Source organism: Blautia sp. AF14-40, assembly GCF_003479665.1.
Taxonomy (GTDB): domain Bacteria; phylum Bacillota; class Clostridia; order Lachnospirales; family Lachnospiraceae; genus Fusicatenibacter; species Fusicatenibacter saccharivorans.
Map to the genome: position 1 here is coordinate 102,772 of NZ_QUHK01000010.1, position 15,076 is coordinate 117,847.

Sequence of the window (15,076 nt, forward strand, 5' to 3'; positions counted from 1 at the left end):
TCAACGCTTTTGCATCTGGCGGATTTCGCACTTCTATCCGGTTTCGTTTTTTTACATGTCATATGTTTACAGTTCCACCGTGTACTTATAACGATTTCCCGGATAATAGCAGATCGAATATTCAAAAACCTCGCCGCCCTTCCGAAATGTCTGCCGTGTCCGGATAAAAATAGGCATCTGCGCATCAATTTTCAGTGCTTTCTGCACCTCTTCCGATGGAAGTGCCGCCTCAAGCGTATCCCGGCCGGATTCAATATAGATTCCATGCTCCTCCCACAGATACTGATACAGCGATTCCATGTATGGCTCCGGCTCTGTTGGCAGTTCGCAGATTTTTTTCAGATACGTAATGGTATAGACCATGGGTTTTCCCACAGCATTCCTCACACGTTTCAGGCAATAACATGGCTCCGTCAATGGAATCTGCAGACTTCTTGCTACCGTTTCCCCGGGACTGATCAGTTCCATCTTGCAGTATATTGTCTGCATTTCGATATGATGCTTTTTCATTTCTTCCGTGAAGCTGATGACACCTTCCATCTGCTCTTCGACTTTCTCGTAGACAACATCTGTTCCGATGCCGCGCCGTGCACGGGCGTAACCGCTCTGTATCAGATTCGTCATCGCCTGGCGTACTGTCACACGCGAAAGCTCGTACTTTTCCATCAGCTCTTTTTCTGTTGGCAGAAAATCTCCTTTTTTGTACGTGCCGCATTCGATCTGCTGTTTCAGAATCTGTTCCAGCTGCGCATACAGCGGCGGTGCTCCCGGATTTCTATCCATTTTTGCAGTTTCTCCTTCTTCTTTTCTCTCCATAGCATTGTATTTTTGTTTCTGAAAATATTTTTGCTCTATTGTGTTTTTTCAGGAAACTGTGACAACAGGCCTTCCATGGCACGGCCGGATGTTTCCGTTTCTATCTGAATCCGAATCTTTCTTTTCTCGCACTCTCTTTCCAGTTCTTTTCCAAACCAGGAAAAACTTTTTGCAATCTGTCCGCCCAGAAGCAGCAGATCCGGCTGATATTCCTCCAGCACAGGAAGAAGGCCAGCCGCCACATCTGCTCCAAATCTTCTCCAGACTTCTTCTGCCTCCATGTTTCCCGCTTTTACCAGACCATACAATTCTTTTCCACTCCACACTTTTCCTGTCACAGCCAGGCTAATCTGCTCCAGCCCGCGCACAGAAAGATAATCGTCCAAAATGGAATCTCCAAACGGCTGTTGATAAATCCATCCATTTTCCGGCACACCTTTTCCCGTTTTCACTGTTTTGCCGTTTTCTACAAAAGCAGATCCGGCGCCGGTTCCGATGCAGACGCACAGAATTTTATCTACATCACGACAGTTTCCGTACCAGCTTTCTCCCAGTGCAAATGCTTCAATGTCATGTAAAAACAAAAATCGTGCTGATCCAAGTTCCGGCACGCGCGCCTTGATTTCGCTTTCCAGTGGAATCCCGTAAATGGCATCGTACTTATTCAGTCCCTGCATCCGGCTGATTCCATTTTCATAATCAAACGGACCCGGAATCGCCATCCCAACTCCGACAACACTTCCGTCTGCTTCTATCATCAGTTCCCGGCAGATCTTTGCAAAATTGTCCAGAATCTTCTCTGTGCTCTTCTGCGCCCGTGCTGGAAATTTCCGGATTTTCGTTCTTACTCCATTTCTGTCCGACACACTTCCTTTGATTTCCGTTCCGCCAACATCCAGAAGGATATACTTTTTCTTCTCCATCCCGCTTCCGTCCCTTTTCATCTTTTCCCTGTATTCTTTCTGTTTATATGCCACTAGAATCTCATTTCTTTGTATTGGTTCTCCTGCCGCCTTGTTATAATGTTATAACCTATTCATTTTTCTGTTGCAAGCGCCTGTCTGCAATTTTGTCTGCTTTTGCAAAACTTTGTGAAAACGCGATAATACGTTTTATGCACTTGGCGCAGAACGCAAAAAATCCCCTGTTTCCGGGGTTTTTTATACACTCCGGACAGAGGATTTTTCTTATTTTCTACTTATTTTAATACATTTTCCAATTTAACAAAAAGGTTATTCATCTCCTGCACCACACTCTGCAGACTCTTTTCCCCGACATAGTTTCCAATCGCAAACAATGCCTTATACAAAAAATTAACCGCCCCCTGCAATTCTTCGTTTTGCTCTTTTGTTTCTTTCCGAAGCTGCTGCAGTTTTTCTGCCATCGGAAACAATTCCGCAAGAATCTGCTCTTTTCGTGCCCGGTCCGACGGTTCATCTGTCTCCATTTCTTCGAGATCATAGTTATCTGTTCTGCCGCATTTTCCCTTGCACACTGCGCAATCCGGATTCAGACGGTTCTTTTCTGCCTCCACGCGTACAATCCAGGATTTCCCCTCTTCTTCCCTCAGCTCTTTTTCCGGATTTGCCGCACAAATTCCGCCAAGCAGAATCTCATGCGTGGCTTTGTCCGGGCGGTGACCATTGCTGTCACCGCTGGAAAACTCCTGCGATTCACCTTTTGCTGCTTCTCCTCTTCCATCTACCGACCGGGCCAGACCGATCAGCGCACCAAGAAGCTCCTCTTGTATCTTCGTCATACTCATTTTTCTAATACCTCTTACCGAGCTTTTCATTTTTTTCGTCTTACATATTCCACAAAGCAGAATGTACCAATTGTAAAATAACTTTTAAGGGCACACGCTAATTACTATATCTGATTTTCTACAAAATTTCCCCCTCCGTAGAAATCACCACGGTTTTCACCGGAATCTTCTTTCCACTCTCTTTCAGCGCCATCTTCACGGCACGCTCCATTCCTGCGCAGCACGGAACCTCCATGCGTGCAACCGTGATACTCTTAATATCATTGCACATAAAAATCCGCGCAAGTTTCTCGGAATAATCGATATCGTCAAGTTTTGTACAGCCTACGAGAACGACATGATCCCGAATAAAATCCTGGTGGAAGTTTCCATACGTATACGCTGTACAATCCGCCGCAACGAGAAGGTCTGCTCCTGCAAACATCGAAGCCCGCTCCTGCACCAGCTTGATCTGCACCGGCCACTGGCGGAGCCGGGACGGAACTGCTGCAGAATTTTCCTGCGCATCTGCACGGTCAATCGCCCAGCTGTTTTCACCTGCTTTTCCTGCTCCGGTATTCTCCTGTCCGGCCGCCTCTTTTGCCTTCCGCTGGTTCTCTTTTACCGCCTCCTCATCGTACGGCAGCGCCTCCCGCTCCACAAACGAAATCGCATCTGCCGGACAGACCGGCAGGCAGTCACCGAATCCGTCGCAGTAGTCATCCCGGATCAGCTTTGCCTTCCCGTCAACCATCGCAATCGCACTTTCATGACAGGCATGCGCACAAAGCCCGCATCCTGTACATCTGTCTTCCTCTATCTGAACAATTTTTCGAATCATCACTGAATCTCCTTTTTTCTCTTTGTTTCTCAATACCTATTTGTTTCTCAACTATGATATCATACTTTATCCCTGTTTTGACAGTTGTTTTTTCTAGTAGTTTTTTCCTACAATACCAACTCTTCATCCAGTGCCAGCGAATAAATAATTTTCTCTTTCACTTTCTTCCCTGTCGTCCGCTCCAGTGCCTGCTGGTAATAGGCGAGCTGTTTTTCATACCTCTTTTTCAGCTCCCCGGCTTCTTTCACACGATCCGTTTTGTAGTCCACAAGAACAATCTCGTCCCCCTCCGGGAACCATGCGTCAATGATTCCCTGCACGAGAATGGTTTCGTCTTCCGGATAGGACGGATCTGCCTCGCTTGCCGGAACGGACATTACAAACGGCTGCTCTCGTCTCAGCGTTCCCTTCAGAAATGCATTCCGCATCCGCATTCCCACCGGACTTTTTGCAAAGGTGAGAATGGATTTGAAATAAATGCACTCCGCCTCCTCTTTCGTCATTTTTCCGTCCGCAATCAGTTCTTCCGTCTGTGTCATCAGTTCTTTGATGCTGTACGATCTGCGATAATCGAGACATTCCAGCAGGCGATGATATGCAGTTCCGCGATCGGCTCCGGCCAGAACTTTCGCGTGATCCTTTTTTAGAAAGCCCGGTACAATCGGCACAGGTTCTTCCGGAACGAACAGCTCTTTTCCGATCTCGGATTCCTCCATCCCGGCCTTCTTCAGCTGCGAAACGGTAACTTTTACCGGAATCTGTTTTTCCTTCTCGTACGGATACTGGTAGGCAAACCGCTCCTCCACAAGTTCCTTCAGCGCTGCTTCTCTCGGCGGCTGCTTCGGAATTTCCATGATTTTCTGCTCATTCACCGCGCGCTCCATCTGATGCAGCACTTCTCCCTCAACAAGTCCTGCCGGTGATACAAGGCGGATCGTTACCGGAATTTTCTCTGCATACAGCGGATTGTCCGCATTCCCTGCCAGACCGAATTGTTCATACAGCCCATCGAAACACCGGTTTCTCGAAAATGCCGGCAAAATCCAGTCGAGATACCCGGATGCACTGCTCAATGTCTGATACGACAGCAGCTCCTCCTGCCGCCCCGCATGCGCCGCGCACTGCTTCACGCGGCTCTCCAGCTTCGACGCCATGCCCGTCATAATCAGCTTCTCCTTCGGTCGCGTCATGGCAACGTAAAGCACCCGCAGCTCCTCCGCCAGATTTTCCAGCTTCATGCTCTGCCGGATGATCTGCCGCGGAAGTGTCGCCTGACGGACGCGGTGCTCCGGATCGATCGCATCCGCGCCGATGCCCATGCGGGAATGGAGTACAAGCGCCGCACGGCTGTCCATCTGGTTAAACGATTTGCCCATGCCCGAGAGGAACACAACCGGGAATTCCAGTCCTTTACTCTTGTGAATACTCATGATACGCACCGTGTCTGCGCTCTCCCCGTAAATATTCACCTCGCCGAAATCGACTTCATACTTCTGAAGCTGCTCGATATAACGGATAAAGTTGAACAGTCCACGGTAACTCGTCGCCTCAAATTCCACCGCCTTTTCCACCAGCATCTCCAGATTTGCCCGCCGCTGCACACCACCCGGCATTGCAGATGCATAGCCGCCGTAGCCCGTCTCCTCGAGAATCTGTGTGATCAGCTCATGGATCGGCGTATACGGCACGCGGCTTCGCAGCATTTCCAGCTGCTCCAGAAAACTTCCAAGCTTCTTCCGAAGCGCCTCATCTTCCCCTTCTGCCGCATATTTTCCACACGCCTCATAAATTTTTACGTCTTTATCCACACAACGCACCGCAGCAAGCTCTGCATCAGTGCATCCGCAGATCGGCGAGCGTAAGATTGCCGTAAATGGAATCTCCTGGCATGGATTGTCACACAGATGCAGGTAATTCAGCACCGTCACGATTTCCTGCGTGGAAAAGTATCCCGTTTTTGATGTGCTGTACGCCGGAATTCCCGCCGCCTGCAGTACGCGCGAAAACGTCTCCGCCCATCCGCTGACCGCACGAAGCAGAATTACGATATCGCGGTACTGAATTTTCCGGTATTCCCCGGTCTCTTTGCCCACGACTTCCTCATTTCCGACCATCTCGCGGATGCGCGCGGCAACGGCAGCCGCCTCCGTTTCCATCTTTGTCTCACGCGACTTATCATCTTCCAGCTCGGGCGCCTTGTCATCCAGCAGAAGAAGTTCTGTTTCATATGCCGCATGCCACGTTTCCGTCTTTTCCTCTTCCATTTCCGGCAATGCAGGAAACGCTGCTCCCGCATGGAGGCTCGCCGCCTCATCGTACGCGATGCCTCCGAGTTCCGGACTCATCAGCTTGCGGAATACATAATTCGCCGTCGCAAGCACCTCCGGCCGGCTTCGGAAGTTTTTGTCGAGATCGATTCTCTGCTGGCTTTCCCCGTCCTTCGCATACGTATGATATTTTTCCAGAAACAGCTCCGGCCGCGCCAGGCGGAATCCGTAGATGCTCTGCTTGATATCGCCGACCATAAACCGGTTCCATCTGCCTTCCTCCTCGCCGGACACTGCAGAGAGCAGTGCCTCCTGGATAAAGTTGCTGTCCTGATACTCATCGATCATGATTTCGCGGAACTGTTCCGAAAGCTCCCGCGCCGCATCGGTCCGCACCAGACGGCCGTCCTCCTGCTGCACAAGAATTTCGAGCGCAAAGTGTTCCAGATCGGCATAATCAAGAATATTTTTGCTCCGTTTTTTCTCTGCAAACGCTTTCGCAAACTGCTCCGTCAGATCGATCAGAACGCCGATCGGCTCCCGGCAGTCCGCAATCTCCTCCGCAATCTCGGCGCTGTCCTTCTCGAAAAACTGCTCTTTTAATTTCTGCAGTTCTTTTTTGCATGCATCGCGCTCTGCCTTCACCTGATCTTTCAGCGCCTCGCTCACATCGTCTGCCCTTTTCCGCGAAAGCGCCTTGAACTTCATTCCGGCCATCGCGCGCACCATTCCATCGAACGATTCCGTCTCGATCAGCTCTTCCACCATCTGCTGATCTGATGCCAGCGCCTCGTCATACAGATACGGTCCGCCAGGGCTTACCGCCATTTTTCGGTTTTCCTCAATTCCTTCCAGAATACTCGAGAGCCGCTTTTTCGCCTCAGCCATCAGTACCTGTACCCAGATGCTTTTCTGCACCGCCTCCGGCGAATCGATCTGATACGCCGCCCGGCACTCTTCGAGCCACTGCTCCGGCCACGGATAACTCATGGAAAATTCATACAGCTTCAGCACGAGCGCGTCGAGTCCGTCATCCTGTTTTCCCGCCGCGTAGCTCTCCACAAACCGTGTAAACGCAGGATCTTTTTCCGCAAACCGCTCCTCCATCACCTTCTGAATCACGTCACTTTTCATCAGACGGATCTCTCCCTCATCCGCCATGCGGTATACCGGATCGAGATCGATCATCTGAAAATAATTTTTTATCACATACGAACAGAAGCCATGGATCGTGCTGATCTGTGCATGGTGAAGCAGGGTCTGCTGCCGCTGTAAATGCTCATTCTCTGGATTTTCCTCGAGGCTCTGCTGCAGGGCGCGGCCGATTCTCTCTTTCATCTCTCCCGCCGCTGCACGCGTAAAGGTCACGACAAGAAGCTGATCAATATCAATCGGGCGCACGGGATCTTTCACCATCGCAAGGATCCGCTCTACCAGAACCGCCGTCTTTCCGGAACCTGCCGCTGCGCTGACCAGAAGATTCCGGTCTCTCGTATCAATGACTTTCTGCTGTTCCGCTGTCCATTTTACTGCCATTTATCTCTCCCTCTTCTTTCTGGCTGATTACTTTCTCATACATGGAAAACTGCATTTCTCTTTCCTTTCCGGAAGGCAGTCACTCTTTTTGATCACTTTGTGTTATCTCCTGCATCGCCTTCATCAGCAGTTCCGTGTCCATGCCCTTCAGTTTGCGGTACTCGTATCCCTGAATTTTCTGGTCAAAACCGCAGATTCCCTGATATTCACAGTACGCACACGCCGTTGCACCGTCCCGCTGATACGGGGAAATTTTTACATTGCCCGAAAAAATGCCCTCGCCGATCTCACGCACCTTCTTTCTGGTGTACGTGCGGATCACATCAAACTGCTCCGGCGATGCTACTTTCGAATAGCTCGTATAACTTCCATCCTTCTTCTTTCCAACCGGAATCACATCGGATGTCGTTCCGTCCTCAAGCACGCGGTCAAGAAGCTCCACAACTTTCCGGTCCGCATTCACAAGACCGTCCATCCGCAGCGCTTTCAGCATCCGCCGGCCCCACGCCTCGTCGGTCTCATCCTCCTCCTGATCGAGCATCGGATCATCAATATGATAATAGAACACGCCCGCCGGCTCCACCTGCTTGCTGGGATGCTTTTTCTGCTCCAGTTCCACCGCCGCATCGAGATAAACAGCAAGCTGCAGCTGCAGTCCATAATAGAGCGCCACCAGGTCGAGCGACGTATTTCCCGTCTTGTAATCGATAATTTTCACATAGACCTTATCGTCCGTCTCGCAGAGATCCACGCGGTCAATCCGTCCGCGCAGACGCATTTTCTCATGCTCCGACAGATCGATGTTGATCGCCGACAGCGAGTCCTCCATCGAGAACGAAACCTCGAATTCCCCTGGCTCAAATTCTCCCTGCCGGATCTGCTGCTGCAGTGCCCAGACAGTTCGTTTCAGGATCCGCTTCACGCGGATAATGCGGTACTGATTCCGGCTTGAACTCTGAAAAATTGTGTTTCCATAGTCCGCCATCGTCTCCTCGACACACTCCTCAATCAGACGGTCACGCGTGTCATCGGTCACCGTCTTCCAGGTCTCACCGTTCTCCTGCAGTTTTTTCGAAAACTTCTCAAGCGCCTCATGCATGACCGTTCCCATATCCGCCGCTTTCAGCTCATACTGATCCCGCTCGCGGATCTGAAGGCCGAACTCCATAAAGTGGGCAAACGCACACGCCGCATACTTTTCCAGCCGCGTTGCACTGTTTTTTAACGTATCTCCGTACAGTGCCGATGCCGCACTCTTTCCGATTACACCGTCCGCACAGCGCAGAAACGCCGCTTTTCGATACGTCTCCGCCGGAATTCCCGCCTCCGGATGTGCTGCATACCAGCGGTAAAGCTCCTCAAACAGCGGATCGATCTCTCCCTCCGCCGCTCTGCCAAGCTCCTCCAGAAACAGTGCCTCGCCGGAACGCGGCATTTCCAGTTTTTCCTCCGGTTTTTCCTCTTTTTCAATATCCCGCACCGGAATCTCCGGGAAGAGTTTTCGTATTTCGTTGATCAAATACGACGGATTCTGCGCCTCGCCGGACGCGCCCGCTTTCGCAAAGGAAAGGTACAGCCGCTCCGACGGTTTTGTCAGATTTCGGTAGAGATGGAATTTCTGCTGATACATCGTCTCCCGCGCCGTCGGGGACAGCTTCGCATCCGCCCGTTCCAGCTCCTCGCGGTCATATTCCGAGAGAATGCCGCCGCCCGCGTCGTGGCGCGGAATCAGCCCGTCATTCACGCCGACGAAAAACAGCACGCGGATGTCCTTCAGACGCGACCGTTCATTATCACCGATCAGTACCTGGTCCGCCGTCGGCGGAATAATACCGACAGATGCCTCCGCAAAGCCCGCCTCCAGAATTTCCTGATACTCTGCCAGCGTCATCTTCTCATCGCCCAGCACCTCGACAATTTTGTCCAGCAGCTCCATGACAATGCCGTAAATCTGGCTGTATTCTTTTGCGAACGCCTCCTGTCCCTGCTGCTCAAACTGCTGCCGCCGCTCCTCGAGCTTTTGCTGCATCTGATTCTGCACTGCCAGTGCATACAGCGACTCGGTCCGCTCCCGCACAGTGGCATCTTTCTTTTTCATCTGCTCCGCAAACGGCTGCACTTCGGCATAGAACTTCTCCCGCAGAAGATTGCGCTGCGGCACTTCATCCGGCTTGATGCCGCGGTAACCCCTCGTCCACGTCTCCCCATACGCTTTCAGCCCACGGATGCCAAGTGCCAGGACATAGTTTTCCATCGCATCTGTCTCCTCACGGTTCAGACTCGAAAGACCGCAGCGCAGATAGCGGAAGACACTCTCGTAGGAAAAGCTCTGCACGACCATCTCAATCGCCGCGCGCAGAAATTCGACGAACGGGTTCATCAGGACGGAATGTTTTTCATCAACGAAGTACGGAACACCGCATTTTTCAAAGATTTCCCGCGCATACGTACCGTAAACGGAGAGATCTCCGGTCAGAACGGCGAAATCCTGGTAGCGCATGCCCTCCTCGCGCACCATGCGGCGGATCAGACGCACCGTCTCTTCCAGCTCGGCACGCGGATTCGGCGCTACGCTGATATAGATTCCCTGCTGGTTCGCCTCGTGTCCTGCTGCCGGATTTCCCGTCTTTGCTTCCGTTCCTGATTCCGGTCTTTTTTCTATTCCATTTCCGGAAAATCCTCTCTTCCCATACCGGAACAGTCTCTGCTCCAGCTGATCCATCGTGCTTCCCGGCTGAAAACGGCCATGTCCCGAGCGTCTGACCCAGATTTCCGGCTCCACCGGGCACCCTGCTTCATCTGCCGCTTTCATGAGCTGCTGGACAAGCTGGCGGCTCATCGCAAAAAGCTGATGCGGAATCGCCTTTTTATACGGGTCCTCCCGCTCATCCATAATAATCGTCACATAAACCTTCGCACAGAGCCGGAACAGCTTTCCAAGCACACCGATCTGCACCGGCGTAAATCCGGTAAACCCATCCACCAGTACCTCACTGTTTTTAATCAGCTCCGATTCTTCCAGCTTTCCCGCCAGAACTTCCAGCACATCCTCCGCCGTCACGTAACGGTTTTCCAGATATTCCTCAAACGCACGGTAGATCACACCGGTGTCCTTCAGCTTTGCCGCCAGCAGCTTTTTCTCTCCCGTCTCTTCCGCCCACGTATCAAGCTCGGACGGCGCAATCTGATACTGCTTCAGCTCGGAAATCAGCGATTTCATCTGCGAAACCGCACCGGTTCTTTTTAACGTGCTGCCAAGAATTGTCAGCTCCTTTTTCTTTTCCTGCGCAACGCGCTTCACCACGAGGCTTTTTCCCGTCTCTTCAAGCACCGGATACAGGCTTCCGCCGGTCTCCTCAAAAATACGGTAGGCCAGACGTTGAAAACTTAAAATATCAATATTTAAAATTCCGCCCGCCGGATGCAGAGACACGAGTTCTTTCTGTGTCTGCATTGTAAACTGCTCCGGCACGACAATCAGATAATTTTTCTCCGGGTGGCGCGCCGCTTCCGCCAGAATTTTTTCATACGCATACCTCGATTTCCCAGCCCCCGAATTTCCCATAATAAACTGCAGACTCATGCTTTTTTCCTCCTGTTCTGCCCCGTTTCCGTTCCTAAAATAGACATAGCTAAGTATAACAGACTCTTTTTTTCGATGCAATCAAACGCCGGGCAAATTGTAACTCTTCCTTCCCTAAACATTACCGCACCAGAGTGTGTGTCAAGCGGATATTCGTAAGCTGTGAATTCCACTTTGTGGGAGATTTTGTCCGAGTGAAGGCTGTTATAGGAAAAGCCGCTCTCAATAACGAAATATTCCGTATTGAAAGCGGCCGTTTCTTTTTAATTTCTTTTTATTGTAAAATACCTTTCCGTCGTTCCATCAGTGTTTCCATGCGGCACAAAAAAATCGTTGCTGCAAGTAAATCCGCAGCTCCGCCCGGACTCATATTTTTCCGGATACAAATCTGATTCAGTTCCCGCACTTTTTGCAAACCATTCTCACTAAAAGCACCACCTGCCTTAAGAATTGCCTTTGCTTCCGTTTGCAGCCATCGCATTTCTTTCTCACTGGTTCTGCTGATGACATTTGTGTCTGTAAGCTCTGCTATAATTTCAAGAAGAATCTGTACATTGATCTGATTTTTGTCCCTGTTATTTGCTATATACTGCTTCATATGAGGAACCGTAAGTTCACACAGAATCGGATATCCGGTCATTGCCAGTCCCCGGACACCTTTTTCGCCCAGATGGCAGTAAATTTTTTCTCCATGCGTGATCCCCGAACTTTGTTTTAACTTTCTCAGATCTTGTTCCAGCTCTTTTTTTGTCATTTCCAGACTGATTCGGCAAACACTCTCTGACTCGATTTTTCCGTAATTTCTCAGGGAAATTCCGGCCGCAGCTGCTAGAATGCCAATCGTAAAAATGATTCCTTTATGCGTATTGACTCCTCCGGTTGCAGCAAACATTTTTTCTTCCGTCTTTTTTCCTCTTTCTCTGAGAAGCGGAAACAGCGTCTCCGGATCTGCCTCCCAGGAATACCCTGCTTCAAACATTGCCGCCAGATCTTCGGCGATCGCCTCTGTACTCTTTTGAAATGTCTGACAGTCCATATCTGTATGTGCACCGGTATCCTCCCGGTCTACTAAGCCTGGTTTTGGTGTCGTATACACTTCTTCCATCAGGGCCTGACTGATCTCAGCGGCTACGCCTCTTTGTAGCTGCTCTTCCCATATGATATCATAGATCTTTTTTCTCAATTCTTCGATCGAATGTTTTCTGCTTCTGCCACACTGACAGGCCGGGTTGTCGCATAACAGACATTTTCTTTCCGGAAATCCAAGATCATTTCTGCTGATTTTCGTATTTTCTTTTTCCAATACATCAATATCATACAGTCTCCCAATCTTCGTCTCTTCCAAAGCAATCATAAGCTTTTTCACCCGGCAGCCGTCTGCTTTCACAACCAAATATCCCTCATATCCGGTTATGTTTTCTTGTACCAGCCGGACTTCCGTCGAAATTTTTTCCGTTTCCAGCTTATTCTGTATCTTTTCCAGTCCTTCATAAAAGACCTTTTCGAAAAGTTTATTTACCTTTTCCGGACCCGGAATATTGAGCATAAAGCAGATTAACGTACCCGGATATTTTTCAAGAAGCTCTTTCTGCGTTGCCACCCTTTTTTCTCGGCTCCACAATACCTGCTCTAAGGAAACTTTATTTTCCGTTTTCATTCTTTTTCCTTTCCAGATAGCGCCAGGTACTTTCCGGAAGCATTCCGCAGACGCTTTTTAATTGATTTTCCGCATATTTTTTTCTGACCTCAGATGCACTGATGATCTGGTCTCCATATGTTTTTCTGGGAATTTCATGAAAGCGGATCTGATAGCACGGCAGCTGCTCCCGTAAGCACTGGTTATAGGTATGTGTCACATCGCAGACCGGTTCACTGCCCACATAGCGATCTGTAATTTTAAGCTCCGGTGCAATGCACTCTCCAAACAGCTGAATATCCAACTGGCAATTCATCTCATAGGCTTTCGCTTTTTCTTTGATAAAGTATGTCGGAAACACAGCCGGCGAAATCATGTATTCTGAGGTCTGGTGAAGAATCACATTTGGAATTTCCTGTATTCCTTCTTTTACCAACTGATACCGTTCTCTCGTTGTCAGAAAGCTCTGTTCTTCTGAGAGGATAAAAATGTGCAGCCATTTGTTTTTTTTTGCTGCCTCCCGGATCAGGTATTCATGTCCTCTGGTAAAGGGATTACAATTCATAACCACTGCACCGATACCGTTTTCATGTCTGTTTTCCACTTTGCATTTCTGCTGTTCCTGTGTTTCTTTTTTTAATCGTTTCAGGAATTTTTCAAGTCCGTTTTTGTCATTTTCCAGAAGAAGAATTTTTTCTGTCTGTGCCACCGGATACATTCCCATACTACAAAACAGTTCTTTGTTCTGAGGCTTGGTAAATCCGAAAAAATGAGAAATTCCCATTCCATAAAAATATTCAATCAGAGATGTCATAAGATGTGCCAGCAGATTCTGTCCTTGATACGCTTCTGATACCGCAACACATTTTATGATATTTTTCTGGCAGGAAGCAGTTGCTATGATTTCTTTCTCTTTTCGCAATACGATGGAATGTGTAATCTGCTCATCATAAGTAAGTCCCATGTATTCCAGAAATTTTTTGAGTTCCTCTTTCTTTTTCCCGGTAAAAGGATCCCCTGTTTCTTCCATATAGTCACTCACTGCCTGCCCTCCCTTCTCTTATTTATGTACTGGCTCCGGGAGTATATTCTTTTCCTCTTTAAATCGGAATGGTTTAATCTGACGAACTACATCCATGATGGTTCCATCTCTGCTTTCAATAATTCCTACAACACGTTCGCCAAATTCTACTTTCTCCGGTTCTCCTGCAATCCGGTAAGCCAAATCCCGAAGTTCTTCTATCGTTTTCAGCGGAAGTCCACTGTTTTTTACCGCTTCCAGCAGATCTTTTCGCAGTGGGTTAACTGCAACTCCATATTCCGTGATGACTACATCTACAGATTCTCCCGGTGTTGTCACTGTTGTTACTTCCGTACAGATTGCCGGAATTCTTCCCTGTAATAAAGGAGTCAGTACAATGGTGCATTTTGCACCTGCCGCCGTATCCGGATGACCTCCCTGCGCGCCTGTTATAACGCCATCGGAACCTACTACAACATTGCAATTGAAATTTACATCAACTTCCAGTGCTGCCAGAATCACAAAGTCCAGTTTGTTGACTACTGCGCCCTTGTTAAAAGGGTCTGCATATTCACCGGCACTGATTCTGAAATGCCTGATATCTTTTACTGATTCTACCGCATCCAGATCAAAATCCTGCGTATCCAGAAGTACATCAACCTGATTGTTATCCAGAAGATCACACATCGGTTTTGTCAGACCTCCGACACCGAAACGCATACGGATTCCACGTTCCTTCATGATTTTTGCCAGCGAAATGGTGGAAGCGATAGACGCGCCTCCCACACCTGTCTGATAGGAAAATCCATCTTTAAAGTACGGGGTAGACGTTACAAATCGTGTACAGTAATCCGCCATCATCAGTTTTCTCATATCTTTCGTCGGTTTTGCTGCACCTGTTGCAATTTTCTTAGGATCTCCAATTGCATCTACCACTACTACATAGTCTACTTTTGTCATGGAAATATGCGCCGGGAAATTAGGAAACGGAACCAGACAGTCCGTAATTGCTACGACTCTGTCTGCGTAATCAGCATCTACCATCGCATAGGACAACACTCCGCAGTCCGCCTTTCCACCGATACCACGACAGTTTCCATAATCATCACACGTCGGTGCTCCGATAAATGCAATATCCAGGTGTACTTCTCCTGTTTCGATTGCCCGAACTCTGCCGCCGTGAGAGCGCATCACTGCAAGCCCTTTCAGTTTTCCCTCAGAAATCGCCTTTCCAATCTCACCGCGCACACCGGAAGACTGGATTCCCGTAATCGTTCCATCTTCCATGTACGGCACCAGTCCTGCATGCGCTTTCCCAAGAGAGCTGGCACAAATGGTAATATTTTTAATACCCATTTTATGGATTTCTTCCATCACCATATTTACAACCAGATCACCATCCCGGAAATGATGATGAAATCCAATTGTCATGCCATCCCGGATTTCGCATTTCACCAGTGCCTCATGAATTGTTTTCACCAGTTTGCTGCCATCGGAATTCACCACGCAGCGGGTTTTCGGACCATCTTTCTGATATTCATAACCATCATAATAATGCACTCCGTGAAATACTTCTTTTCCTGTTATCTTCAATATTTCCTCGGGAATTTCTCTCCCTACTGCATTTTTCAT

Annotated in this window: 9 protein-coding genes; all 9 read right to left on the reverse strand. The window is 49.1% G+C overall.

The annotated features are described in order from the left end of the window. Positions 1-66 precede the first annotated feature (66 nt). Complete coding sequence (locus DWW13_RS09485; RefSeq protein WP_118595899.1) at positions 67-783, reverse strand: GntR family transcriptional regulator; 717 nt, start codon at positions 781-783, stop codon at positions 67-69. A 68-nt stretch (positions 784-851) separates the two neighbouring features. Beyond that, positions 852-1,793, reverse strand: a complete 942-nt coding sequence (locus tag DWW13_RS09490) for an ROK family protein (RefSeq protein WP_227759204.1) — start codon at positions 1,791-1,793, stop codon at positions 852-854. 221 nt (positions 1,794-2,014) lie between these two features. Further along, on the reverse strand, positions 2,015-2,581 hold the full coding sequence (locus DWW13_RS09495; protein ID WP_118595882.1) for a hypothetical protein: 567 nt from the start codon (positions 2,579-2,581) through the stop codon (positions 2,015-2,017). A 118-nt stretch (positions 2,582-2,699) separates the two neighbouring features. Further along, positions 2,700-3,401 carry an ATP-binding protein gene (locus DWW13_RS09500; RefSeq protein ID WP_118595881.1) on the reverse strand — a complete coding sequence of 234 codons (702 nt, stop codon included), beginning with the start codon at positions 3,399-3,401 and terminating at the stop codon, positions 2,700-2,702. A 107-nt stretch (positions 3,402-3,508) separates the two neighbouring features. Then, positions 3,509-7,204: a helicase-exonuclease AddAB subunit AddA gene (gene addA, locus DWW13_RS09505; RefSeq protein ID WP_118719960.1), complete on the reverse strand. Its 3,696-nt coding sequence runs from the start codon at positions 7,202-7,204 to the stop codon at positions 3,509-3,511. Positions 7,205-7,283: 79 nt separating this feature from the next. After that, positions 7,284-10,787 carry a PD-(D/E)XK nuclease family protein gene (locus DWW13_RS09510; RefSeq protein ID WP_118719962.1) on the reverse strand — a complete coding sequence of 1,168 codons (3,504 nt, stop codon included), beginning with the start codon at positions 10,785-10,787 and terminating at the stop codon, positions 7,284-7,286. 274 nt (positions 10,788-11,061) lie between these two features. Beyond that, a complete protein-coding gene (gene citG / locus DWW13_RS09515) occupies positions 11,062-12,444 on the reverse strand; it encodes a triphosphoribosyl-dephospho-CoA synthase CitG (RefSeq protein WP_118595878.1) in 1,383 nt (460 codons plus the stop codon). Then, entirely contained in the window at positions 12,428-13,465 is a 1,038-nt protein-coding gene (gene citC, locus DWW13_RS09520; RefSeq protein ID WP_117804855.1) for a [citrate (pro-3S)-lyase] ligase, read from the reverse strand. The genes citG and citC overlap by 17 nt, the downstream gene beginning before the upstream one ends. 18 nt (positions 13,466-13,483) lie before the next feature. Beyond that, positions 13,484-15,076, reverse strand: coding sequence for a citrate lyase subunit alpha (citF, locus tag DWW13_RS09525; protein ID WP_117804856.1), 1,593 nt, complete (start codon positions 15,074-15,076; stop codon positions 13,484-13,486).